The sequence below is a fragment of the Bariatricus massiliensis genome (genome assembly GCF_900086725.1).
Taxonomy (GTDB): Bacteria; Bacillota; Clostridia; order Lachnospirales; family Lachnospiraceae; genus Allocoprococcus; species Allocoprococcus massiliensis.
The window spans coordinates 459,515-483,570 of record NZ_LT574838.1 but is presented as its reverse complement, the minus strand read 5'-3'; the positions used below and the strand labels follow the sequence as shown (position 1 = coordinate 483,570).

At 45.0% G+C, this 24,056-nt stretch carries 24 protein-coding genes; 17 read left to right on the top strand and 7 right to left on the bottom strand.

What is annotated here, in order from left to right; translation table 11 throughout:
• The first annotated feature begins 22 nt into the window (after positions 1-22).
• The 4 genes from BN6465_RS13885 (at position 23) to BN6465_RS13870 (ending at position 3,946) form a co-directional block, all read left to right on the top strand.
• On the top strand, positions 23-862 hold the full coding sequence (locus tag BN6465_RS13885) for a 3-hydroxyacyl-CoA dehydrogenase NAD-binding domain-containing protein (RefSeq protein WP_066736305.1): 840 nt from the start codon (positions 23-25) through the stop codon (positions 860-862).
• A 69-nt stretch (positions 863-931) separates the two neighbouring features.
• Complete coding sequence (locus BN6465_RS13880; RefSeq protein ID WP_066736304.1) at positions 932-2,083, top strand: acyl-CoA dehydrogenase; 1,152 nt, start codon at positions 932-934, stop codon at positions 2,081-2,083.
• 12 nt (positions 2,084-2,095) lie between these two features.
• On the top strand, positions 2,096-2,878 hold the full coding sequence (locus BN6465_RS13875) for an electron transfer flavoprotein subunit beta/FixA family protein (protein ID WP_066736303.1): 783 nt from the start codon (positions 2,096-2,098) through the stop codon (positions 2,876-2,878).
• A gap of 24 nt (positions 2,879-2,902) precedes the next feature.
• Positions 2,903-3,946, top strand: a complete 1,044-nt coding sequence (locus BN6465_RS13870; RefSeq protein ID WP_066736302.1) for an electron transfer flavoprotein subunit alpha/FixB family protein — start codon at positions 2,903-2,905, stop codon at positions 3,944-3,946.
• A gap of 171 nt (positions 3,947-4,117) precedes the next feature.
• Here the strand turns inward: BN6465_RS13870 and BN6465_RS13865 are convergent, their stop codons facing one another.
• A complete protein-coding gene (locus BN6465_RS13865; RefSeq protein WP_066736298.1) occupies positions 4,118-4,603 on the bottom strand; it encodes a GNAT family N-acetyltransferase in 486 nt (161 codons plus the stop codon).
• Between the two features lie 501 nt (positions 4,604-5,104).
• On the opposite strand from BN6465_RS13865, the gene BN6465_RS13860 reads away from it, so the two are divergent.
• Positions 5,105-6,058 (top strand): ABC transporter ATP-binding protein, encoded by a 954-nt coding sequence (locus BN6465_RS13860; protein ID WP_066736297.1) that lies wholly within the window; start codon positions 5,105-5,107, stop codon positions 6,056-6,058.
• Positions 5,994-6,644, top strand: a complete 651-nt coding sequence (locus tag BN6465_RS13855; RefSeq protein ID WP_074017795.1) for an ATP-binding cassette domain-containing protein — start codon at positions 5,994-5,996, stop codon at positions 6,642-6,644. The genes BN6465_RS13860 and BN6465_RS13855 overlap by 65 nt, the downstream gene beginning before the upstream one ends.
• Positions 6,645-6,733: 89 nt before the next feature.
• Here the strand turns inward: BN6465_RS13855 and BN6465_RS13850 are convergent, their stop codons facing one another.
• Positions 6,734-7,501, bottom strand: a complete 768-nt coding sequence (locus BN6465_RS13850; protein ID WP_066736292.1) for a DeoR/GlpR family DNA-binding transcription regulator — start codon at positions 7,499-7,501, stop codon at positions 6,734-6,736.
• A gap of 240 nt (positions 7,502-7,741) precedes the next feature.
• On the opposite strand from BN6465_RS13850, the gene BN6465_RS13845 reads away from it, so the two are divergent.
• Genes BN6465_RS13845 through BN6465_RS13825 form a run of 5 tightly spaced genes read left to right on the top strand, consistent with a single transcriptional unit; the run spans position 7,742 to position 13,565 of the window.
• Positions 7,742-8,737, top strand: coding sequence for a sugar ABC transporter substrate-binding protein (locus BN6465_RS13845; protein WP_066736290.1), 996 nt, complete (start codon positions 7,742-7,744; stop codon positions 8,735-8,737).
• A 15-nt stretch (positions 8,738-8,752) separates the two neighbouring features.
• Entirely contained in the window at positions 8,753-10,252 is a 1,500-nt protein-coding gene (locus BN6465_RS13840; protein ID WP_066736289.1) for a sugar ABC transporter ATP-binding protein, read from the top strand.
• Positions 10,245-11,222 (top strand): ABC transporter permease, encoded by a 978-nt coding sequence (locus tag BN6465_RS13835; RefSeq protein ID WP_199882842.1) that lies wholly within the window; start codon positions 10,245-10,247, stop codon positions 11,220-11,222. Before BN6465_RS13840 ends, BN6465_RS13835 begins: the two co-directional genes overlap by 8 nt.
• Positions 11,223-11,238: 16 nt before the next feature.
• A complete protein-coding gene (locus BN6465_RS13830) occupies positions 11,239-12,081 on the top strand; it encodes a class II fructose-bisphosphate aldolase (RefSeq protein WP_066736280.1) in 843 nt (280 codons plus the stop codon).
• Positions 12,082-12,089: 8 nt separating this feature from the next.
• The gene (locus BN6465_RS13825) at positions 12,090-13,565 is read left to right on the top strand and encodes an FGGY-family carbohydrate kinase (protein WP_066736276.1); all 1,476 of its coding nucleotides are present in this window, start codon (positions 12,090-12,092) and stop codon (positions 13,563-13,565) included.
• Positions 13,566-13,606: 41 nt separating this feature from the next.
• On the opposite strand, the gene BN6465_RS13820 is transcribed toward BN6465_RS13825, so the two are convergent.
• The 5 genes from BN6465_RS13820 to BN6465_RS13800 all read right to left on the bottom strand — a co-directional run bounded on the left by BN6465_RS13820 (position 13,607) and on the right by BN6465_RS13800 (position 18,993).
• Positions 13,607-14,641, bottom strand: coding sequence for a M42 family metallopeptidase (locus BN6465_RS13820; RefSeq protein ID WP_066736272.1), 1,035 nt, complete (start codon positions 14,639-14,641; stop codon positions 13,607-13,609).
• Positions 14,642-14,665: 24 nt separating this feature from the next.
• On the bottom strand, positions 14,666-15,742 hold the full coding sequence (locus BN6465_RS13815) for a M24 family metallopeptidase (RefSeq protein ID WP_066736269.1): 1,077 nt from the start codon (positions 15,740-15,742) through the stop codon (positions 14,666-14,668).
• Entirely contained in the window at positions 15,693-17,135 is a 1,443-nt protein-coding gene (locus BN6465_RS13810) for a peptide MFS transporter (protein ID WP_066736268.1), read from the bottom strand. The genes BN6465_RS13815 and BN6465_RS13810 overlap by 50 nt, the downstream gene beginning before the upstream one ends.
• A 253-nt stretch (positions 17,136-17,388) precedes the next feature.
• Entirely contained in the window at positions 17,389-18,054 is a 666-nt protein-coding gene (locus tag BN6465_RS13805; protein WP_066736267.1) for a TetR/AcrR family transcriptional regulator, read from the bottom strand.
• 78 nt (positions 18,055-18,132) lie between these two features.
• Complete coding sequence (locus BN6465_RS13800) at positions 18,133-18,993, bottom strand: radical SAM protein (RefSeq protein WP_066736266.1); 861 nt, start codon at positions 18,991-18,993, stop codon at positions 18,133-18,135.
• 145 nt (positions 18,994-19,138) lie between these two features.
• Between BN6465_RS13800 and BN6465_RS13795 the strand changes: the two genes are divergently transcribed.
• The 6 genes from BN6465_RS13795 (at position 19,139) to BN6465_RS13770 (ending at position 24,053) form a co-directional block, all read left to right on the top strand.
• Entirely contained in the window at positions 19,139-20,296 is a 1,158-nt protein-coding gene (locus BN6465_RS13795) for an FtsW/RodA/SpoVE family cell cycle protein (RefSeq protein WP_066736265.1), read from the top strand.
• A 106-nt stretch (positions 20,297-20,402) separates the two neighbouring features.
• Positions 20,403-21,242 (top strand): DegV family protein, encoded by an 840-nt coding sequence (locus BN6465_RS13790; RefSeq protein ID WP_066736264.1) that lies wholly within the window; start codon positions 20,403-20,405, stop codon positions 21,240-21,242.
• A gap of 89 nt (positions 21,243-21,331) precedes the next feature.
• Positions 21,332-21,574, top strand: coding sequence for a hypothetical protein (locus tag BN6465_RS13785; protein WP_066736262.1), 243 nt, complete (start codon positions 21,332-21,334; stop codon positions 21,572-21,574).
• A gap of 436 nt (positions 21,575-22,010) precedes the next feature.
• Positions 22,011-22,448 carry a division/cell wall cluster transcriptional repressor MraZ gene (mraZ, locus tag BN6465_RS13780; RefSeq protein WP_066736260.1) on the top strand — a complete coding sequence of 146 codons (438 nt, stop codon included), beginning with the start codon at positions 22,011-22,013 and terminating at the stop codon, positions 22,446-22,448.
• A gap of 56 nt (positions 22,449-22,504) precedes the next feature.
• On the top strand, positions 22,505-23,440 hold the full coding sequence (gene rsmH / locus BN6465_RS13775) for a 16S rRNA (cytosine(1402)-N(4))-methyltransferase RsmH (protein ID WP_066736255.1): 936 nt from the start codon (positions 22,505-22,507) through the stop codon (positions 23,438-23,440).
• Between the two features lie 73 nt (positions 23,441-23,513).
• A complete protein-coding gene (locus BN6465_RS13770; protein ID WP_066736253.1) occupies positions 23,514-24,053 on the top strand; it encodes a hypothetical protein in 540 nt (179 codons plus the stop codon).
• Positions 24,054-24,056 lie beyond the last annotated feature (3 nt).

Sequence of the window (24,056 nt, the reverse complement as noted above, 5' to 3'; positions counted from 1 at the left end):
TAAAATTCAGGAGGTAGGACAAATGAAAGTTGGAATTATTGGAGCGGGAACCATGGGTTCCGGTATTGCGCAGGCATTTGCACAGACAGAAGGATATGAAGTAGTCCTTTGTGACATTAATGAAGAATTTGCGGCAAACGGAAAGAAAAAAATTGCCAAGGGATTTGAAAAAAGAATTGCCAAGGGCAAGATGACACAGGAAGCGGCTGACGCCGTGCTTGGGAAAATCACAACAGGCGTGAAGGATATTTGCACAGACTGTGATTTGGTGGTAGAAGCAGCGATTGAAAACATGGAAATCAAAAAGCAGACCTTCAAAGAACTGCAGGACATTTGTAAGGCGGATTGTATCTTTGCGACAAATACATCCTCTCTGTCTATCACAGAAATCGGCGCTGGACTTGACAGACCGGTTGTCGGCATGCACTTTTTCAATCCGGCTCCGGTCATGAAGCTGGTAGAAGTCATTGCGGGACTTAACACACCGGACGAGGTAGTGGCTAAGATTAAAGCTATTTCCGAAGAAATCGGTAAGACTCCTGTACAGGTAGAGGAAGCTGCAGGGTTCGTAGTAAACAGAATCCTTATCCCGATGATTAATGAGGCAATCGGTATCTACGCAGACGGTGTTGCTTCAGTAGAAGGCATCGACGCTGCCATGAAGCTGGGAGCGAACCACCCGATGGGGCCGCTTGCGCTGGGCGATTTGGTTGGACTCGATATCGTGCTGGCAATTATGGAAGTACTTCAGGCGGAGACGGGCGATCCGAAGTACCGTCCACATCCACTGCTTAAGAAGATGGTACGAGGCGGAAAGCTTGGTATGAAGACAGGTGTAGGTTTCTATGACTACAGCAAATAAATAATGCAGATAAAGCCTGGGATGCTTCGGCATTCCCGGCTTTCAATATGGAAGATGGAGGAAGAATAAATGGATTTCGCATTAGATAAGAAACATGAAATGGCGAGAGCTCTTTTCAAAGAATTTGCCGAAAACGAAGTAAAGCCTCTTGCACAAGATGTGGATGAGACAGAAGAATTTCCGGCAGAGACTGTGGCAAAAATGGCAAAATACGGTTTTCTCGGAATTCCTGTACCGAAAGAGTACGGCGGACAGGGCTGTGATCCGCTTACCTATACGATGTGCGTAGAAGAGCTTGCTAAGGTATGCGGTACTACTGCAGTTATCGTTTCGGCACATACATCTCTTTGTATCGACCCGATTATGACATATGGTACAGAAGAACAGAAACAGAAATATGTTCCGGACCTTGCGTCAGGGAGAAAGCTTGGCGCTTTCGGACTGACAGAGCCGGGAGCAGGTACCGACGCGCAGGGGCAGCAGACAAAGGCGGTTCTTGACGGGGACGAGTGGGTATTGAATGGCTCCAAATGCTTTATCACAAACGGTAAGGTGGCTGATGTCTATATTATCATCGCGGTTACGGGCATCATTGAAAAACGTGGAAGAAAAATGAAAGAGATTTCTTCATTTATCGTAGAAAAAGGTACACCGGGCTTCTCGTTCGGCACAAAAGAGAAGAAGATGGGTATCCGTGGTTCATCTACTTATGAACTTATTTTTGAAGACTGCCGTATCCCGAAGGAAAATATCCTTGGCGCACAGGGCAAAGGATTTGGTATTGCCATGCATACGCTGGACGGAGGACGTATTGGTATCGCGGCGCAGGCTCTTGGTATTGCGGAGGGCGCACTGGAGAGAACGGTTGCCTATGTAAAAGAGAGAAAGCAATTCGGACGTTCTATCGCCCAATTCCAGAATACACAGTTCCAGCTTGCCGATATGGCTACAAAAGTAGAGGCTGCCAGACTTCTGGTGTACAAGGCTGCTATGGCTAAGGCGACGCAGAGATCCTACAGTGTGGAAGCTGCGAAAGCCAAATTATATGCGGCTGAGGTTGCTATGGAAGTGACGACAAAGGCTGTACAGTTACATGGCGGATACGGATATATCAGAGAGTATGAGATAGAACGTATGATGCGCGACGCAAAGATTACAGAGATCTACGAGGGAACTTCTGAGGTTCAGCGTATGGTCATTTCTGGCGACTTATTGAAATAGGAGGTACGAATCGTGAAGATAGTTGTTTGTGTAAAACAGGTACCGGATACTAAGGGCGGGGTTCAGTTCAATCCGGATGGAACACTTAACAGGGCTGCAATGCTTGCAATCATGAACCCGGATGACAAGGCAGGCCTTGAGGCGGCGCTTAGATTAAAAGACCAGTACGGTGCAGAGGTTACGGTTGTGACAATGGGGCTTCCAAAGGCTTCTGATGTCCTTCGTGAGGCGCTGGCTATGGGGGCTGACAAGGCAATCCTTGTGACGGACAGGGTGCTTGGAGGAGCCGACACTTGGGCTACATCCAGTACGCTGGCGGCCGCTATCCGCAATCTGGAGTATGATTTGATTATTACAGGACGTCAGGCTATTGACGGAGACACTGCACAGGTTGGGCCTCAGATTTCAGAGCATCTTGATATTCCGGTCATTTCCTATGCGCAGGATATTAAGATTGAAGACGGCCATGTTATCGTAGAGCGCCAGTTTGAAGACAGATACCATGTATTGAAGGCTCAGATGCCTTGTCTGATCACTGCTCTTTCTGAATTAAATGAACCACGTTATATGACGCCGGGCGGTATTTTTGATGCTTGTGAAGCTGAGATTACAACATGGGGGAGAGCAGATCTAAAGGACCTTGACGATGCCAATATTGGTCTTGCGGGTTCTCCGACTAAGATTGCAAAGGCTTCTGACAAGGTGAGAAAGGGTGCCGGAGAGAAGGTTACTCTTGACCCGGAAGAGTCTGTTGTGTACCTTATGGGCAAGTTGGCGGAAAAACATATCATTTAATATAAAGGAAAAGTGGTGAATAGGATGAATTTAGAAGAATATAAAGGAGTATATGTCTTTGCTGAACAGGTAGATAATAAGCTGAGTGGAATCGCTTTTGAGCTTCTTGGAAAAGCAAAGGATCTTGCCGGGGATTTGGATACATATGTGGCGGCAGTGGTAATCGGTTCTGAAATCAAAGGGCTCGCAGATGAGCTGGCTGCACACGGAGCTGAGAAAGTAATTGTTGTAGATGATCCGGAGCTGAAAGTGTACCGTACAGAGCCATATGCGCATGCGCTGTCCGAGGTTATCAATAAATACAAACCGGAAATCATGTTAGTTGGCGCGACAGCTATCGGCCGTGACTTAGGCCCGAGAGTGTCTGCAAGGGTAGCGACAGGGCTCACGGCAGACTGTACGCAGCTTGAAATCGGAGATTTCCCGATCAATCCTGTGGCCGGCAAAGAGCAGAAGCATAACCAGCTGTTGATGACACGTCCTGCGTTCGGTGGAAATACAATCGCGACCATCGCATGCCCGGATAACCGTCCGCAGATGGCGACTGTACGCCCGGGTGTTATGCAGAAGATTGATAAAATCGAAGGCGCAAAAGCTGAGGTGGAAGAATTCAATCCGGGGTTTACACCAGATAATAAGTATGTGGAGATTATGGATGTCGTGAAGGCTGTTTCTGAGACGGTGGATATCATGGATGCAAAGATTCTTGTATCCGGAGGCCGTGGAGTGGGAAGTCCGGAGAATTTCCGTATACTCGAGGAATTGGCAGAGGCTCTCGGCGGAGAAGTGAGCTGCTCCCGTGCGGTAGTAGATAACGGCTGGAAACCGAAAGATCTTCAGGTAGGTCAGACCGGTAAGACGGTGCGCCCACAGGTGTACTTCGCAATCGGTATCTCCGGGGCGATTCAGCATGTGGCAGGTATGGAAGAGGCAGATGTCATCATCGCGATCAACAAGGATGAGACAGCGCCGATTTTCGACGTGGCTGATTATGGAATCGTAGGCGATTTGAATAAGATTGTGCCGGAACTTACAAAGCAGATTAAAGCAGCAGCGATTTCTAAGTAAGATTCATTAAAAAGCTGTTTATGGAATAATAGGATTTATTGGCCGTTTTGCTGAATGAAATCAGCAAAGCGGCTTTTTCACTGAAAAGCAGCACGTCCACTATGAACAGGATAGGCAAAAAGTAATCCCACCAACATCATCTTTCAATAGATGAAGTCAGGGCAGGGTAGATCATAGCGCCATGATGTAAATCTGGCAGGGATTCCATTCGTCCCACAAAGTCGGAAATACTTCCAGCTCCTTAAAACCCAAGGAAAGATAAAATTGATTTGTGGCATTATAGATTTCATACCTTCCCATCTGCACGGTTTTTACTTGAATAAATGCGTATCCTTGTCGTTTTGCTTCTTCCTGCGCTGCACAGAAAAGTGCTTTCCCAATCCCGGTTCTGTGATATTCCTGCAATACGCCCATAACAGCCAGCTCCACCGTGTGCTTGCCTGTTTCCTTTAGATAGAGAAAGCCCATGGGCTTTTCATCCTTAAATGCACAGAAAAATGGTTGGCCCTTGCTGCCTGAGATGTACGCTTCTGTTGCTTCGGGGATGCCGAACCAATCTGGCAATGATTCCAGTATTGACCTTGTGATATTTACTCTGTCAGTATCGCAGGTAATTCTTTTTAGTCTTAGATTTCTGTTGGTGATTTGGTTTTTCATTTTATTTCCTCCGTAAGATGTGCCACACATCATTGTTAGCAAAAATGTATTCCTCCAGAAGCTCACTGGCAAACTCGTCATCATGTGCAATTCACCTATCAGGTAGTTTTTGCAATACAGAATCAAATGCGAACACATCCGTCATTTGACCCATTTCATCAGGCTGGTCAAAAGTTCGCCGTTTTTTAGATATGTAAGGGATTACTTTATCTGCAGTTTTCTATTCATCCCGGTCATTCTGTATTCCTCACGGGAAATACCCGGGCCACATGAGAAAGTAAGCAGATTAGATTTCGTATATCGCCATAAGTGGTTCCTTTTTCAGAAGATTGTAGTCGAACAAGAGCGCATTTGATTTGTCTTTTTTGTTAACTATATTTTACTGCAGACATACGACAATCTCAAGACAGAAAATATGAACTGTTGCTTGAAGAAATGCGTGTAATGTCATTCACTTGTATTTGTGTGTGTGTTATACTCTGGAAAGGGGGTGAATGTATAGTGTTTAAAAGTTTAAAGTTTTTGCTTCATTATTGTTGGAAATTTAAAAAGTCATATGTATTTTATGTATTTGCTTATCAGGTGGTTTATGCGTTGATTCCGTTGGTGGCCGTTATCTTTCCTAAATTTATTATTGATGAATTGATGGGGGAGCAGCGAGGGAGTTACCTGTTTGTTTTTACGATAATACTTATTGGAGTCAATATGTTCGGCAACATGCTGGCGGCTTTTTTTAGAGGCAGGAGTCTTATATGTAAGGGCGAGGTATTTAATAAGTTTCAGATAATGGTGGCGGAAAAGCTGGCTGACTGTGATTTTGAGAGATTGGAAAGTTCTGAATTCTTAGATACAAAAGAGAGAGCTAAAAAATTTATATTTGCGAATGGCCAAGGATTCGGTGTCGTTTTAGACAGCGCCGTGAATATAATTGGAAAAATATTTGTATTTGCGGGACTCATAGCGATTATCGCTACGTTTAGAATCTGGATTGTGCTTATTTTTATTGGGTTGATTTTGCTCAATGCGGTGATGGAGGGGAGAGTTCGCAAGAGGACAGTGGAATGGCAGATGGAACAGGTGCCGATAGAAAGACGTACCGCATATTTGTTGGGAATAATTGAAGATCCGTCATATGGGAAAGAGATTCGTACTTTTGGATTGAAAAATTGGATTTTACAGAGAACTGGGAAAACATTGGACGAATCGAACCAATTTTATACAAAGCAAGTGCTGGAGAACAATAAGGCCGTATATTTCAGTACGGCAACTGCACTGATTCGGGAAGGAGGTTCTTACGCATATTTAATTTATAATGTGGTAAAAGGGGCGATTTCTATCGGGGATTTTTCCATGTATGTCGGGGCGGTGGCGCAGTTTGCGGCTGCGATGAATGATGTGCTGCAAAAATGGTGCGGGGAAGACTACATTTATAAAATTGTTGTGCCGATATTATGATCCGACGCAGGGGACGATTCTTTTGAATAATATAGATATTCGCAGATTTGACTATGATGAATACCAAAAATTACTGGCGACCGTATCTCAAGATTATCGTTTATTATCTTTTACGATAAAGGAGAACATTGTATTTGACCGTGCAGGTGAAGTGACAGATGAACAAGTGGAAAGACTTCTGAAAGAAAATGGATTTGGCGACAAACTGGAAAATCTTGAGGATGGCATACATACATATGTACATAAGAATTTTGAGGAAAAAGGGTTTGAGCCTTCTGGAGGGGAAGGGCAAAAAATTGCTTTGTCCAGAGCGCTGTATAAGGATGCGCCATTTGTTATTTTGGACGAACCTACAGCAGCGCTTGATCCTAGGGCCGAATATGAGATTTATAAGCGATTTCATAAAATGGTAGAGGGAAAGACAGCGGTTTTTGTTTCACATAGGCTTGCCAGCTCCAAGTTTTGCGATAAAGTTGTGGTATTTGAGAACGGCCGAGTAAGAGAATATGGTACTCATGAAGAACTTTTGAACATCGATGGATATTATGCAGAACTGTTTCATATGCAGGCAGACTTTTATGTGTGAGACAAATGATATAATTGTGCGAGAATTGTAGAGAGGGACGGGTCCCAACGCGTTGGGACCTGTCCCCTTTGCAATTCCCCTTTTGCATTTTAAGGCACCACAATTATATTGGCGCCCATGCCTCTGAATTTTTCCAGAATCTTGGGGGATATTCCACTGTCCACAATAAGGCCGGTTACATCGGCTACATGGCTGTAGGCAATCAGACTGTATTTTTCGAACTTTGAGGAATCCACAAGTACATACGTTTCCCGTGCGGACTGGATGATAGCTTTTTTGACACCGGCCTCAGGGGTATAACTGTCATAAAAATAACCGTCCTCACCGACGGAGGAAGCGCCAAGGAATGCGATATCTACCTTGTACTGGCGAATCTGTTCTTCGGTCTGTGTGCCGTAACAGGAAAGGCGGTCCGGCCGGAGTGTGCCGCCGATAATCAATGCGGAGACATGGGGCCTTAAGGCAACTTCCTGTACAATGCGGAGATTATTTGACACGACCACATTGTGGCTGTTTTTTGGCAGATGCTTGGCAATATAGCTGGTCGTAGTGCCGGAATCAATATAGATAGTCTGTGCGTCGGATGTGAATTTTAAAGCGCTTTTAGCTATCGCTTCTTTCATAGGTTCGAATGTACTGCTGGGCGCATGTTCAGAAGTGGTTTCTGAATCAGACTCTTGGGAGAGAAGAGCGCCGCCGTGGGTGCGTATTACTTCGTCACGGGTACAAAGGTCGTCCAAATCTCTCCGTATAGTCATCTCGGATGTATGAAATAATTCTGACAGCTCTTTTGTCTGAACCTGTCCATTTTCTAACAATAAACTGTAAATCTCTTCACGTCTTTTATCTTTTAACAAAATATGGCCTCCTTAATAGAACTAAAAAGAACAAAAACTTACATTTTAGTATAGTGTAAATGATTTTTACTAAAAAATCAACTGCTATTTTTGTGCGGAAAAGATTGGAAAAGTGTATTTGGAAGAAAAATCAACAAAAATAGTTGATTTAAAACAAAATATATGTTAATATAAAACACATAAAGAAACAAACAAACATAAACGAACAAAAATGTTCGGAACACATTCAGGAGGTAGAAAATGAAAAAAAGAGTATTAGCGGTGTTGATGAGTGTCATGATGATTTGTGCGTTAGCGGCGGGCTGCGGAAAGGGTGCGTCGGAAGGAGAGGACAAGAAGAAAGAGGAGACAAAGACCAGCGAGGAGGCTGAAGGGGGCAAATCCACATGGGGATGTTCCGTGCCCAATGTAGCTAACTCTTATTATTCCACCTGCGTTTCCGGTGTGGAAGACGCTGTGAAGAAATTAGATGCAGATGCTTCTGTTGTCATATCAGACGCTTCAGGGGATTCACAAAAACAGCTGGATCAGCTTGCTGATTTAATCGCCCAGAAGGTAAAAGCGATTGTACTTATTCCTATCGATTCCAATGCGGTGCTGTCAGCAATATCTGACGCGGAAGAAGCAGGAATTCCGGTAGTATGTATCGATACACCCGCCGACGAGAGCACAGGGGTAGTGTCCACTGTCATTTCAGACAACTACAGCGCCGGGGAGATTGCCGGAAAAGCACTGTTGGAAGGAATTGGTGGAAAAGGAAAGATAGCGACTATCACTACGACAGGAAGCGATGCAGTAAACGACAGAAAACAGGCGCTCTATGATTTGATGAAAGAATATCCGGATGTAGAAATCGTCGAAGAGGATATTGTACAGAATGCCACGACAGATGAAGCGCTTACATTGATGGACAACATCCTGCAGAGCCATCCCGATGTTAACGGCGTATTTACAACAGGCGATGTATTTGCTATCGGTATCTGTTCCTCTTTAAAGTCCAATGGATATGAGGCGGGCGAAGTTAAAGTTACAAGTGTAGACGGAACAAAGAATGCAAGCGAGCTGATTGAGAGCGGATATCTGCTGGCAACGGCGGCACAGCTGCCCCACGAACTGGGATATCAGGGAGTAGAGAAAGCGCTCTCTTACCTGAACGGTGATGAAGTGGAAAAAACAGTGAAGCTTGAATGTAAAGAAATCAACAAAGATAATGTATCCACCTATGAAGGATTCTAAAGGGGCTGAACAAGAATGAGTGACTATGTTTTACGGATGCAGGGCATCAGCAAAGAGTTCCCCGGAGTCAAAGCGCTCGACAATATCCACTTAAATTTAAAAAAAGGTGAGATTCACGCATTAATCGGGGAAAATGGTGCGGGGAAATCTACATTGATCAAAGTGCTGGCCGGTATATACCGGCCTGACAGCGGAGAAATATATATAAATGACGAGAAAGTCGTTATTGATGATGTGGCGTCTTCTAAGAAACTGGGAATCAGTATCATCCATCAAGAACTTAGTCTGGCCAAAAATATGACCATTGCAGAAAATATATTTCTGGGCAGTTATCCTCTTAAAAAGGGATTTGCGGTAGACGATAAAAGGATGAATGAGGAGGCGGCCAAATATCTTGCAATGATAGGGATGGAACATTTTCCGCCCGACAGAAAGGTTGCCAGCCTAAGTATTGCCCAGCAGCAGATGGTAGAAATATGCCGTTCACTGGCGGGGGAGAACAGAATTCTTGTCTTGGATGAACCGACGACCTCACTCATTGCAGAGGAAGTTGAGCGTCTTATGGAGATTATGAGGACGCTGAAGAGTAAAGGTGTGGCGATTATTTTCGTCTCCCACAAATTAAACGAGATTTTTGAAATCAGTGACAACATAACGGTGTTGAGGGACGGGCAGTATGTGGCGACTGAAAAGACGGCCGAGATGACGACTGACAAGCTGATCAGTATGATGGTGGGGAGGGAGATTCAGGATATTTATCCTCCCCATGAAACCAACATTCAAGAGACATTTTTTGAGGCGAACCATATTTCTTCCGACCGGGTGCACGATGTGAGCTTCCACTTGAAGAAGGGGGAAATCCTCGGGTTTTACGGGCTTATGGGCGCCGGGCGTTCTGAGATTATGAGGGCGCTTCTTGGAATCGATAAGGCCCAAAAGGGTGATGTGATTCTGGATGGCAGGAAAATTCAAATCAACTCACCGAAGGATGCCATGAAAGAGGGTATTGTTCTGGCCCCGGAGGACAGAAGACATGAGGGGCTGATTTTGAAACAGACGGTAGATTTTAATATAACACTGCCGATTCTGGGAGAACTGATCAAAGGTATCAGGATGAACAGAAAGAAAAAGGATGAGATTCTTGATACATATGCAAAGCGTCTCAGGATAAAAACCTCTTCCTACGACAATAAAGTCGGGAATCTGTCGGGCGGCAACCAGCAGAAGGTGGTACTGGCCAAGTGGATGGCTACTAACCCGAAGATTCTTATTCTGGACGAACCGACCAAGGGGATTGACGTCGGAGCGAAGCAGGAGATATATAAGCTTGTTTATGAGATTGTGAATATGGGAGTGGGCGTTATTTTTATTTCTTCAGAGATGCCGGAAGTTATCAACCTGTGCGACAGGATTTATATGGTATATGAAGGGAAAATAAACGGGGAGATTTCCAGAGATGAAATCTCAGAGACTGCGATTATGAAATATACGATAGGAGGAAATGAGAATGAATAAGGAACGCGTGCAGACAAAATCTCAAAATCCTGTGATGATTTATATACGCAATAATCTTGGCATGCTGATTGGTCTGATAGCGATATGTATACTGATATCTTTACTCCAGCCGAATTTCCGTACAGTAAAGAATATGTTCAACATTATGAGATCTATTTCCATTACTGGTATCTTAGGTTTTGGGATGACGATGTGTATCATAATCAATGGAATTGACTTGGCGCAGGGCTCCGTGGTGGGATTTACCTCCTGCCTATGTGCGTGGAGCATCACCAACGCGGGGCTTCCTTTTGGAGCTGCGATCGTGATAAGTCTGGCAGCCGGCCTTCTGGTCGGAGTGTTCAATGGCTTTTTCCTTTCCTGTTTTCCACTGCCGCCCTTTGTAGTGACTTTGGCGACACAGTTGATTGGCCGAGGGTTGTGTTATGTAATTACAAGAGGAAACATGATTAATGTAGATGCTTCTTTTGGCGCGCTGGGGAATGGATATTTCCTCAATGTTATACCGATTCCGGTAATTATCCTTCTTGTCTTATTCTTGATCAGTATGCTGCTTTTGAGTAAGAGCAAGTTTGGACGGGATGTATACGCGATCGGCGGCAACAAAGAGGCTGCCAGATTTTCCGGCATCAATATCCGAAAGGTAACATGGATTGTATATGCGTATTCTGGGCTGATGGCCGCTATCTGTGGTATTATATCCTGTTCTAGGGTGACGACTGGACAGCCGACCACCGGAAATGCCATGGAGTTCGACGCGGTGGCTGCCTGTTATCTGGGCGGTATCAGTTACCTTGGAGGCGAAGGCCGAATGGGAAGTACGCTGCTTGGAGCGATTGTTCTGGGAGTTCTTGCCAATGGCATGAGTATGCTTCAGATACCTTGGTATATCCAGAATATTACAAAAGGTTTGATTATTTTAATTGCGGTATTTTTTGATGTCATGCGTAAGCATAGAGTAAAAGAGTAGAATGAGGAGGATTATCATGGGACTGGTAAATTATAGAGAGGTGCTGCAATATGCGAAGGAGCACAAAATAACGGTAGGCGCGTTTAATTCTATGAATATGGAGACAGTTCAGGCTGTTGCGGCGGCCGCAGAAAATAAGCGGACTCCATTGATTATACAAACTTACCATGCACATGTGGATTATGCGGGGCCAGATTATATACGGGCAATCGCCCAGACTGCGGCGGAGCGTTCCAACGTGAAAATTGCGCTGGGATTGGATCATGGCAGGTCTTATGAGCAGGCGAAGAAATGTATAGAGAGCGGATACTCCGGGGTAATGATTGATTTGGCCTCTGAGGATTATGAGCTGAATGTAAGAGAGACGAAGCGTGTGGTAGAGCTTGCGCACAAAGTGGGGGTTTCTGTTGAGGCTGAGCTTGGAACTATAGTGACGGCCGATGAAACTCCGGAGGTAATCGCGGAGGGATGCACGGATCCTGTGATGGCGCGCAGATTTGTCAAAGATACGGGAATAGACTGTCTTGCGGTTTCTGTTGGCACAGCACACGGCGCGTATAAATATGCGCCGAAGATTCAATTTGATTTGCTGAAAGAGCTGGTGGATACGGTGGAATGCCCGATTGTAGTGCATGGGGGCTCAGGCACTCCTGATGAAGATGTGGAAAAGATGGTCAGATTGGGGATTGCCAAGCTGAATGTCGGCACAGAATTTTTCACAGCATATATAGATGCGGTGAAGGAGATGACGAAAGGGGATAGCCGGCCGGATATTATAGATATGATGAGGGCGGCCAGAGATGCGGTCAGGGTAACGGCCGATGCGAAGCTTGATATATTGACAAGATTCAGAGTGTAGGTGCAGCTATGGCGTATATTGGATTAGATGTGGGGACATCGGGATGTAAAGCCGCCATCGTGGAGCGGGACGGGACGATGAGACATATGGCTCACAGGGAATACCGGCTGCACAGTCCCCGGACGGGATATGTAGAACTGAATCCGAACGAGGTTTGGGAGCAGGTGGAAGAGGTGTTGGCGGAGCTTGCGGCAGCCGGGACAGAAATCACAAAGATAGCGGTATCCTCGATTGGAGAGACGATGGTCATCCTCGATGAAGAGGGAAGTGTTCTCACGAATGGCATTGTTTATCTGGACGAGAGAGGAAAAGACACGCTGGGAGAAATCCTAGGCTTGATTTCTGCCGAAGAGTTGTATAAGATTACACGGGCGCCATTGAGCCATATATACTCGCTTAACAATCTGCTCTGGTTAAGGAAAAACTGCCCTGAGATTGAGCGGAATGCGGACAAATACTTTTTGTTTGGAGATTTTATTAATTACAAGCTCACAGGAAAGCGTATGATAGACCCGTCCAGCGCTTCCAGAACACTTTTTATGGATGTTGAGAACAGACGGTGGTCAGAAAAAATTGCGGATTTATTTGCGGTGCCGATAAACAAATTTTCCGAGATCAGGCCTACCGGTACTAATATGGGTAAGATTTTGCCCGAGATAGCCGAAAGGACTGGACTGCCGCCGGAGGTGGAGGTCATTCTCGGGTGCCATGACCAATGCAGCGCAATGGTTGGCGCGGGATGTGCAGAAAGAGGGGATATCGTCATCAGCGAAGGGTCTTCAGAGAGTATTAACCTGTTGATTGACGAGAATGATTATAAAGACTCCTTTTATGAAGCATGCTTGTGCGCAGAGCCGTTTATCCGTGACGGACAGTACATGGTTCCCATCGGTTTCCTTGCACACGGTACAAGCATCCGCTGGTTTTTGGATAAGTTTGGTGCAGACTTTGGAGTGCCGGGGCAGGAAGAAAAGGAGAACAGATATGAAAAGGCAGATTTTGGATGTCCCGAGGACTGCGGCGATTTAATGTGCATTCCCTATTTGTCCAGCGTCCAGACCAGAGATGCATATAATCAAGTAAAAGGATGTTTTACAGGGCTGGATTTGACATGTGACAAAGGAATGATGTACCGGGCCCTTTTAGAAGGACTCTGCTTTGAGACAAAATCAGCCATCGACGTTCTGCGCAGGCTGGAATTAAAAATGAACGATTTGACCGCCACCGGAGGATGCGCCCAATCCCATGTGTTCATGCAGATGAAGGCAGATATGCTGGAACGGCCCATACAGATTCTCGAAAGCCCAGAAGCAGGTATTTTAGGACTCGCCGCATTATGTGCGGCTGAGGATAAAGCCTTCCCAGATTTATCACATGCAGGAAAAACATTTGCCAAGATGGGAAGAGTGTATCAACCCCAAAAAAATTATACAGACAAATACAAGAAATATCAGAAAATGATTAAAATTATGCGAGAATTGTAGAGAGGGACAGGTCCCAACGCGTTGGGACCTGTCCCTATTGGCTATTTCAGATATTCTGTCAGCAGGGTGAAGGTGTTATTCATGCCGTCCACATGGCTTCTTTCGTATCCGTGGGAAGCGTATACCCCGGCTCCGATAAGTCCATGGCTTACATCGTAACCTGCGGTCAAAGCGACATCGGCATCGGATCCGTAATGTGGATATACATCTACGGAATAATCGACGTCCGCAGCTTTGGCAGCTTCGATCAGGTTAGACACTACTTGATAGGTGTAAGGCCCGCGGCTGTCTTTTGCGCAGATGGACACTTGGCGTTCTGTACACTGAATCGTATCGCCCACGCATCCCATATCTACAGAGAGAACCTCGGTCACGTTTCTCGGAATGGATGCGGCTCCACCGTGTCCTACTTCTTCGTAGACGGTGAAATGCTGATATACTTGTCTTGCCGGGACAATGTGGTTATCTTTTAAGTATTTTGCGTATCCGAGCAGGATGGCCGCGCTCAGCTTGTCATCGAGGTAACGGCTTTTTATATAGCCTGTCTCAGTGATGACCGTGCGGGGATCGAAGCACACAAAATCTCCGTTTTCAATCTCCAGAGCCTTTGTCTCTTCTTTAGAAGAGGTGTCTGCGTCGATTACTACTTCCATGTTGTTGTAGGCGCGGGATGCTTTTTCAAAATCATCGTTTACATGTAGAGAAGCATTGTTGAGCTGCAGGGTTCCTGTGTAGCTCTTTCCTGTGCGGGTATAGATGCGGCAGTTCTCCCCGGATGCGTTAAGGGGGGACAATCCACCTACAGGGGACAGGACAAGGCGTCCGTTGGACTTGATATCCTGAACCATGGCCCCGAGAGTGTCAACGTGCGCTTCCATGAAGACAGCGTGATCCATGTCGCTTCCGCCTAAGTCTACGATAACGCCGCCCTTCACTGCCTGATATGGCTCGTATCCCAGACGAGTATATTCATCGAGAAGGTACTGGGCAGCTTTGGCCGTGAAGCCAGAGGGGCTGTCGATTGCCAGAAGATTCTGCAGTTGTTCCAGCATGTAATCAGTGTACTTTGTGTTCATAGTCATAACTCCTTTTCATTTCCTTTATTTAAGAATCATAAGCTCCTTTGGGAAATGTGTCAACACTTCTTTGCCATTTTCAGTAATCAGGACAGTATCCTCGATGCGGACCCCTCCCCAGCCGGGAATGTAAATCCCCGGTTCCATCGTGATTACACATCCCGGAACCATTGTCTTCGTGCCGTAATTTCCAAGGAACGGTTCTTCGTGAAGGTCAAGCCCTACCCCGTGTCCGATACCGGCGTAATAATACTCTTCATAGCTGCCCACTTTTTTGCGGATTTCTGCGTCCGGTTTTGTGGCGTGAATACCGGGGCCCATGTATTCAAGTCCCGTTTCCTGCCCCTCTTTCACGAGATTGTAGACCTCAAGCTGCTTTTGGCTGGGCTCTCCGACAACGAAGGTACGTGTCATGTCAGAAATATAACCGTTGTATTTAGCGCCGAAGTCAATTAATACAAAATCTCCCTCTTCAATCTTCTTATCGGACGGTTTCCCGTGGAGAAGAGAAGTTTTTGCTCCTGATATAAGGATGGTTTCGAATCCTAAATCATGTGCGCCGTGCATTTTCATGCTGAACTCAAGGCGGGCGCACAGTTCACGCTCGGTAACTCCGGGTTTAATATATGGGATAAGCTCCTCCAGAGCTTTGTCTGCGATTTCGCAGGCGATACGGGTATTGGCGACTTCTTCTTCTGATTTTGCATAGCGCAGCTCTTCGATAATGTTCTGGGTAGGAACAAGTTCAATGCCATAGGCGCCGAGCCGCTTTTCTAAATCGGCATATTTGTCATAAGTTGTAAAACACTCCTCGAAGCCGAGCCGTTTGATGCCGGCCTTAGAGCAGATATTTTCAATTGCTTTGGGAATACTTCTGTCAAATAAATGCCAGTTCACAATCTCGAATCCGGGACAAGAGCTCTCCGCAAGCTCTGTAAAACGGCTGTCTGTGATGACATATTGACCCTGCGGACATATAACTGCGTATGCCAGTTCGTCCGGATAACCAGTCGTATACTTTACGTTTGATTCCTTTGTGATGTAGATACCATCAAGCTTCTGAGCCTTCAGTATATCCAATAATTTTTCCACTTTGTTCATGTGATACTCCTTTCTGCGGTTCATCCGCTGCCATGTTTTCTAATTTCTTATTGAGGGCAAACAGTAAAAATCCGATAACCAGCAGGCACGCAGGAATGATGATAAATACCTGAAGCATTCCCAGCTTAGAGATTACAAGTTCCACATAACCGGACAACTTATTTGCCACAAACATACTCGCAAACCATACACCCATTAAAAGAGAAGCATATTTAGCAGGCGCCAGTTTGTTTACCATACCATATCCTACCGGAGCGAAGCACATCTCACCGATACTCTGGAAAGTAATAAAAGCGATGATAAATAATACACTTGCTTTGGAGCCTTCGCCCGGTACCGTGCCGGTCTTCATAACAGCCACAATCATAAAAGCAAAAGCGGCTGCAAGGAAAACGAATCCAAGGCTCATTTTTTTAGAAATATTCCAGTCACCGCCCTTTGTGCGGGAGAGCTTCATCCACACGGCTGCCATCACCGGCCCTAAGATAACGCAGAGCAGGCCGTTGTAAGAGTCAATCCAGGCTGTCGGAATCTGGAAGCCCCCGATTTTAAGATTAATAAATTCCTGCATATAGAGTGCGATTGACATGGAAGCCTGATTGTATGCAATCCAGAAGAATATTGTAAAAAAGGCCAGAATCAGGATGACGCCCATTCTGCGCTTCTGAGACTTCGTGAGCGGCTGTGCTGCCAGCTCCTTTTTCACTTTCAGGTTTTCCTTTGCAGAAACATTATCCGCGGTTTTTACATCTTTTAAGAAAAATTTCTGTCCAAGGGCAAAGAATGCTGCCCCAATCCAGATAACGATTGCGGCGACAAGGAAAACGGTACGGTAACCATATTCCAGAATCTCCCCGCCCTTTTTGACTGCGAACCATTGATTAGCCACAAGGCCGCAGAGAAATGGACCAAATAAAACACCGATGTTGGTGAAGGTATACGTCATAGAGAAAGCACCGTCTTTTCGCGGGTCGTCGTTAGCGTACAGGTTGCCTACCAGCGTCTGTGAAGTGCTTTTGTAAAGTCCTCCCCCAATTACGCAGAGAAGGATTGTCAATTGAATCGCGCTCTTACTGTGCGCGGAGAAGGCCAGAAAATACCCTGCGCCGGAAGTAATCATTCCTAAAATCACGCAGAGTTTGGGGCCTAAGAAACGGTCGCTTATCCAGCCGCCAATCACGGGAGAGAGATAAGAAAACGCCATAAAAGTTGCCAGAAGCGCGGTGGCCTCTGAGTTACTTAAGCCTAAACCACCGCGGGACGTCTTTTCCGCGATAAATAAGAGTAGCACTAACTTCATTCCATAGTAGGAAAAGTTAGTGAAAGTGAAAATTGAGCCGCAAAAATATAAGGCCTTCGGCTGCTTTGCCGAGACTGTAGTTGTGTTTGTCATTTTTAGTTCCTCCAAGTTATTAAAGTCATATCATATCAAAATAATGGCTCCCCAGCCATTAAGCCTACTATCGTTCCCAGGCGATAGTAGACTAAAGTCTAAACCATGGTCTATTGTCAAAATAACAAAAATTGTGGAAAGTGTCAATGATAAAAGATGTAGAAAAAATAGATTGTACATAATGCACAAAAACGGAATGGTTCATAAAAAAGGAGAAAATCCCTTATGGGAAATTCCCCTTATCGTAAAAGCTTTATTTTTCGGTGAGTTCAAAGTTAAAACGATCTTTTAAAATGATTTGGAATTTGTCAAGATGTTTCATGGTTTCGGTAATAATTTCGTCAATTTTTTCTTTCGAATACCCGAAGTATCCAAGAATTAAATGAAATTCAATCGAAGAAAGACGGTCGATGTCTACATTTTCGTCGTAGTAGGCCATGCGGATGAGCTCTTTTTCAATTCCATAATCCATCTGAGACAGCACGCCGTAATCGTATTCCGGAACTTTACAGAAATTCATATTAATAGCGTCAAAAAACTTCTTCTGGCTGGTGACCATACGCTCGTTGAAATCCACATCGCTGTGGAACTGGATAAGGAACTTGGCGAGATTCCGGTTGCGGAGCAGGCGATAGTAACCAAACATATAGACAGCGGTGCGCACTTCACCGCTCATGTCGAGCCCCTCCATAGTCTTATCACATACCGCATAGTAGTCTTCTATAAATTTTTGAAACACAAGCAAGGCCAGATTCTTCTTGTTCTTAAAATAATATGGAATCAAAGCACGATTTACCTTGGCCAGCTTGCTGATGTCATCGTATGTAGTCTCGTCATATCCCTTTTTGTAAAATAACTGCCGGCTGATTTTGAAAATTTTACGTTTCGTCTGCTCACCGACCAGATAAGTTGTCGCCATATTGTGTATCCTCCCGTGTGAATTCTGTCTATATTATACTGTTGGGCATTTTAAATTGCAATATAGTTTTCGACATAATTATTCATTATGGAACAGATAACTCGCAGCGTCTAAAAGCTGCTGCTTCTGCTGTGGCAAGATGCCTCGAAGCGTATACTTGTCGAGCACGGTAGTATCTTCAAAGAGACAGTTTTCTACGGCCAAATTTTTCAGCAGGAGATATTCTTCGGCCAGCATCTCTTTTGCGGACATCATGTCAAAGAGGCCTTGCTTTTCTTCCCTATATAAAATAGTGTCCTCCCAGAGCTTTAACTTGAGACACCAGATGTTTTTTGGATGCACCTTATTGAGCATGGAGGCGGTTTCCAACGCGTGGAGGCGGGAGAAGGTGCGCCCTCCGAGACCAAGAATGACAGTTAGGTAATAGTCGATTCCGGCAGCGTCAAGACGGCGGAGCGCTGTTATTGTCTGGGCGGAGGTAATTCCTTTGTTTCTGGCGTCTAATATAGAATCACTTCCACTCTCCACACCGATATGGAGGGCGCGGAGACCTTTGCTGTGCAGCAGGCGCAGCTCGCCGTCGGTCTTATGAAGAATGTCATCGATGCGGGAATACATGGCGAACTGCCTTATCCGGGGCATATATTGTTCTTTCAATTCCAGTATCCGGCATAGATAGTCTGTACTCATAACAAAAGCATTCTCGCCCAGCAGAAAAAGCTGTTCGGCATCTGGACGAAGCATGCCTAGAATCTTCATGTTTTGTTCGATGCGCTCCAAAGGATGAATTAGAAACTTGTCTTTGGCGAAATCGCAGAAAGTACATTTGTGCCAGCTGCATCCCAGCGCCACTTCCAGCGGTGCGCTGCCTTCCTCGTGAGGAGGTATATAAATAGTATCATGGGTAAAAATAGACTGATATAGTTCTTCTCTTGTCATAGCAGACCCTCCTTTCTTCTAATATAACATAAAATAAGCAAATCTTCATTTTTCTTTATCTGACCTTGTACCTTTGAAGAAAGATATGGTATACTTTTCAAGTATTGACAAGGCGGTTCGTCCGCGCAGGTGGGAGTGTAGACAGATGGCAGCACGGAAAGTTAGAAAAAAAAAGAAAGTGGCAATCAGGTATTTTGATTACAGCCTGCTTGCCGTTATGGTGTTTTTGATTTGTTTTGGACTGGTTATGCTATATAGTACCAGCTCTTATGAAGGACTGACAAAGTTCGGAGACGGGATGTACTTTTTCAAACGTCAGGCTGTTTTCAGTGCGGCCGGTTTGGGAATCATGCTGTTCGTGTCCAGAATTGACTATCATATTTATGCAAAGTTTTCGATGGCGTTGTATTGGTTCGCCATGTTTTTGATGGCTCTTGTTTACTTTACACCTCTGGGAATTGAAGTATATGGAGCGAGGCGATGGTTGCGCATGCCTGCGGGGCAGCGGCTTCAGCCGTCCGAGGTGATGAAGATCGCGGTGATTCTCTTTATACCGTATCTGGTGTGTAAGATAGGAAAAAGCGTCAATACTCTGAAGGGTACGTTGATTGTGCTGGCGTGGGGAGCTGTGGCCGCGCTGGGGGTATATAAGCTGACGGACAACCTGAGTACGGGTATCATTGTTATGGGAATCTGCTGCTTTATCGTATTCGTAGTTCATCCGAAGACAAAGCCCTTTTTGATAGCGGCTGGGGGCGGGATAGGAGTACTGGTAGCCGCGTCCGTTATTTTGAGCAGGGTCCTGGAAAGCAGTACGAATTTCCGCCTTCGCCGTATTCTTGCCTGGCTGAACCCTGAAAAGTATATGTCCTCGGGCGCGTTTCAGACGGTGCAGGGACTTTACGCAATCGGTTCCGGCGGCTTTTTTGGAAAGGGATTGGGAAACAGCGCCCAGAAAATGATAATACCGGAAGTACAGAACGATATGATTCTTACTATTATATGTGAAGAGCTTGGTGTGTTCGGTGCGATTATGGTCTTGGTCCTCTTTGGGCTTTTGCTGTACCGGCTGCTGTTCATAGCCCAGAACGCTCCGGATATGTACGGTTCACTGGTGGTCACAGGGATATTTTCCCACATTGCGATTCAGGTCATCCTAAATGTGGCAGTTGTTATAAACCTTATACCTACAACGGGAATCACGCTTCCATTTATCAGCTATGGGGGAACCTCGATAGTGTTTTTGATGATTGAGATGGGAATCGCGCTGGGAGTTTCCCGCACGATAAAACTGGAAGAATAGACATAAAAAAGACTTTTATTTCCAACGGTTATATGGTATGATAAACAAAGTAGTATTAAAAACTACATATTATAGAAATAGATGACATATTTCGGGAGGTAAGATTATGAGCTATAAAATAATCGTAGACAGCTGTGGGGAGCTGACAGAGGAAATGAAAGCGTCAGGATGCTTTGCGACTGCATCACTGGAAATTCAGGTGGACGATTATCATATTATAGATGATGAAACATTTGATCAAGAAGATTTTTTGAAGAAGGTAGCGGCAAGTCCTAATTGTCCGAAGTCAAGCTGTCCTTCTCCTGAGACTTACATGGAAGGATTCAATTGTGAGGCAGAACATGTATATGCCGTGACACTGTCGGCAGAGCTGAGCGGTTCTTACAATAGCGCCGTTTTAGGCAAGAATTTGTATCACGAAGAATATGGAGATAAAGACATTTATATTTTCAATTCACGCTCGGCGTCGGTGGGAGAGACTTTGATTGCCCAAAAGATTGTGGAATGTGAAAAAGCCGGAATGACATTTCCGGAAGTGATTAATGCGGTGGAAGAGTATATCCGCGGACAGCATACTTATTTTGTGCTGGAATCGCTGGAGACATTGCGGAAGAACGGCCGGCTTACCGGATTGAAGGCAATTGCGGCGACGGTGCTCAACATTAAGCCTGTCATGGGTGCTACCCTAAAAGGTGAGATATGCCAGCTAAGTCAGGCGCGGGGGGTGAACAAGGCGCTTCAGAAGATGGCAGGTTTTATTGCGGAGGACATAAAGGACAGTGAGCATAAGACTTTGGCGATTTCCCATTGTAACTGCCCGGATAGAGCGCTCAGTGTGAAGAAAATGCTGGAAGAAAAAATGAAGTTAAAAGACATCATAATTTTAGATACCAGAGGAATTTCAAGTATGTATGCTAATGACGGCGGCATCATTGTGGTTGTATAAGCCGTGCTGCTGTTCCTTCAGATAAATACTTGTACTGTGGTTAGAAGTATGCTAAAATATGACTATCGCAAAGAAAAGGAGTCGGGCATATGAGTCAGGAAAAAGTGGATCAGTATAAGAAGAATAAAGCAAACCGCAAGCAGATTATGAGAAAGCAGAAGATGATGCACGCTGTCAGAAGTACTTTGATGATAGTCGTTGCTGTTGCTCTGATTGGCTGGCTTGGGTATTCGGCATATGATTCTTATGAGTCAAAGCAGCCTCGCAAGATGGCCGAGATAGATTATACTGCAGTGAATACGTATCTGGGCACGCTGACTGCTTCAGAATAAGAATCCAGCTTATGTAATAATAAAGAAGTGGGGAATCCGTAAATATTATATTTACGGATTCTATTTTTTTTGCTCAAAAGTGGGGAATGCGGCATGCATGATTCCCCACTTTTTTATATATCGTGAAATAAAGTGGGAAAATCCCCCACTTTGATCAGAATGGTAAAATTTACCACTACAAAGTATATTTCATGTAAAAATGGTTCCATGGCTGTGCGCGGAAATGGCCAAAAACCGCGGTTTTTAACGAAAAAGTAAGAAATTCGTAACGTCAACGGTAGGAAAAATTGCAATATAAGTAAAAATAAAAAAATACAAAAAAGGGGTTGAAAAGGGGGCTTAAGTGGGTTACAATGGTTTCAAGTGGTAGAAAGTGGTGAATAGTGGTGCAAAGTGGTAGAGAAGTGGCAGACCACTTTGAAAGAAGGTGATTCCTATGTTGACAGGTGAATTTAATCATAGTATTGATTCAAAAGGCAGGTTAATCATTCCTTCAAAATTACGTGATAGTCTGGGAGAACATTTTGTAATTACGAAGGGAATGGACGGCTGCTTATTTCTGTATCCTGACAACGAATGGGAAGCCTTTGAAGAAAAGCTAAGAACCTTACCACTCACTAACAAAAAGGCCAGAGATTTCAAACGTTTCTTTTTAGGAAGCGCAGTAGAAGGAGAACTCGATAAACAAGGGAGAGTTTTGATTTCTTCTTCACTTCGTGCTTATGCAGATTTGGAAAAAGAAGTCGTGCTCGCAGGAGTATTGGACAAAGTAGAAATCTGGAGCAAAGAAGCGTGGGAAGCACGTACTGCTGATGTTGAGGAAAATATCGAAGATATTGCAAATGACATGGAGGATTTGGGACTTAGCATTTAATATCAACAGGAAAGTATGAGTTCCTGTATCTAGCAGCTAAATTTCAGGAGGAGACTATGACATTTGAACACAAATCAGTATTGCTGAGTGAAACAATAGAGGGCCTTTCTATTAAGCCGGACGGCATTTACGTCGACGGTACACTTGGCGGAGGCGGACATGCGTATGAAGTATGTCAACGTTTAAGCAACAAGGGGAGTTTTATTGGAATAGACCAGGACGCGGCGGCGATTGAGGCCGCAGGCGCCCGACTACTTGACTTCGGGGAGAGAGTTACAATAATCAGGAGCAATTATTGTGATATGAAGTCAAGGCTCCATGAAATCGGCATTGACAAAGTAGATGGGATCGTGCTCGATCTGGGCGTATCATCTTATCAGTTGGATACGGCAGACCGGGGATTCTCCTATCGGGCAGATGCACCTTTGGATATGAGAATGGATACACGTCAGAGTATGACAGCAAAGGACATCGTCAATGGCTACAGTGAGATGGACCTTTTCCGCATTATACGCGACTACGGTGAGGACAAGTTCGCGAAGAACATTGCCAAACATATCGTAGCGGCGCGCGGGAAGGGTCCCATCGAAACTACGGCCCAGTTGTCTGAGATAATCAGACAGTCAATCCCGATGAAGATTCAAAAAACATCAGGGCATCCTGCAAAGAGAACTTTTCAGGCAATTCGAATTGAATTGAATAGGGAGCTGGAAGTTCTCAGGGATTCACTTGATGAGATGATTGATATGTTGAATACAGGCGGAAGGATTTGTATTATTACATTCCACTCGCTGGAAGATAGAATTGTAAAAGGGATTTTCAAGAAAAATGAAAACCCTTGTACGTGTCCGAGTACTTTTCCGGTATGTGTATGCGGAAAAGTCTCAAAGGGGAGAGTTATCACAAGAAAACCGATTCTTCCAAGTGCGGAAGAATTGGAGACCAACAGCCGCTCAAAAAGTGCAAAGCTTCGTATATTTGAACGGAGCTAGCTGAAAATTTGTTTTGAGTGGGTTGGCAAATGGAACTATGTAGGGAAGTATAAAACCAAAAGGGGTGAGCCGCATGGCAGCAAGGCGCAGCACAACAGTCCGTACATCAGGTCGCCAGTCAGCACGCAGCACATACATATATGGAAACACAGTCCGTCAGGCAGAGGTAATGCCGAGAAGACGGGAATGGGAACAAGAGGCTCCTGAAAGGCAGAAGAAAGTCAGCCAGCAGGTTCAGAAGAACCGCAAAAAAGCGCTTCATATGAATCCGGCTTATGTCGCATTTCTTACAATCGCGGCAGTATTGGCGCTGGGAGTCTGTGTATGGTATTTGCAGGTGAGAGCAGAACTGACAAGCCGCTCTGAGAATATTACATTACTTCAGCAGCAGCTGGCGCAGGCTAAAGAAGAAAATAATACCAGATATAATGCGGTAGTGGATTCTATTAATCTGGAGACGGTGAGAGACAAAGCGATTAACGAGATGGGGATGGTCTACGCAAATCAGGATCAAATTATAACCTATCAGAATCCGGTAAATGATTATGTGAAACAATACGAGGACATTCCGGAGAGCGGGGTTCTCGCAAAGTCCGATAAAGCAAGTAAGTAAAAG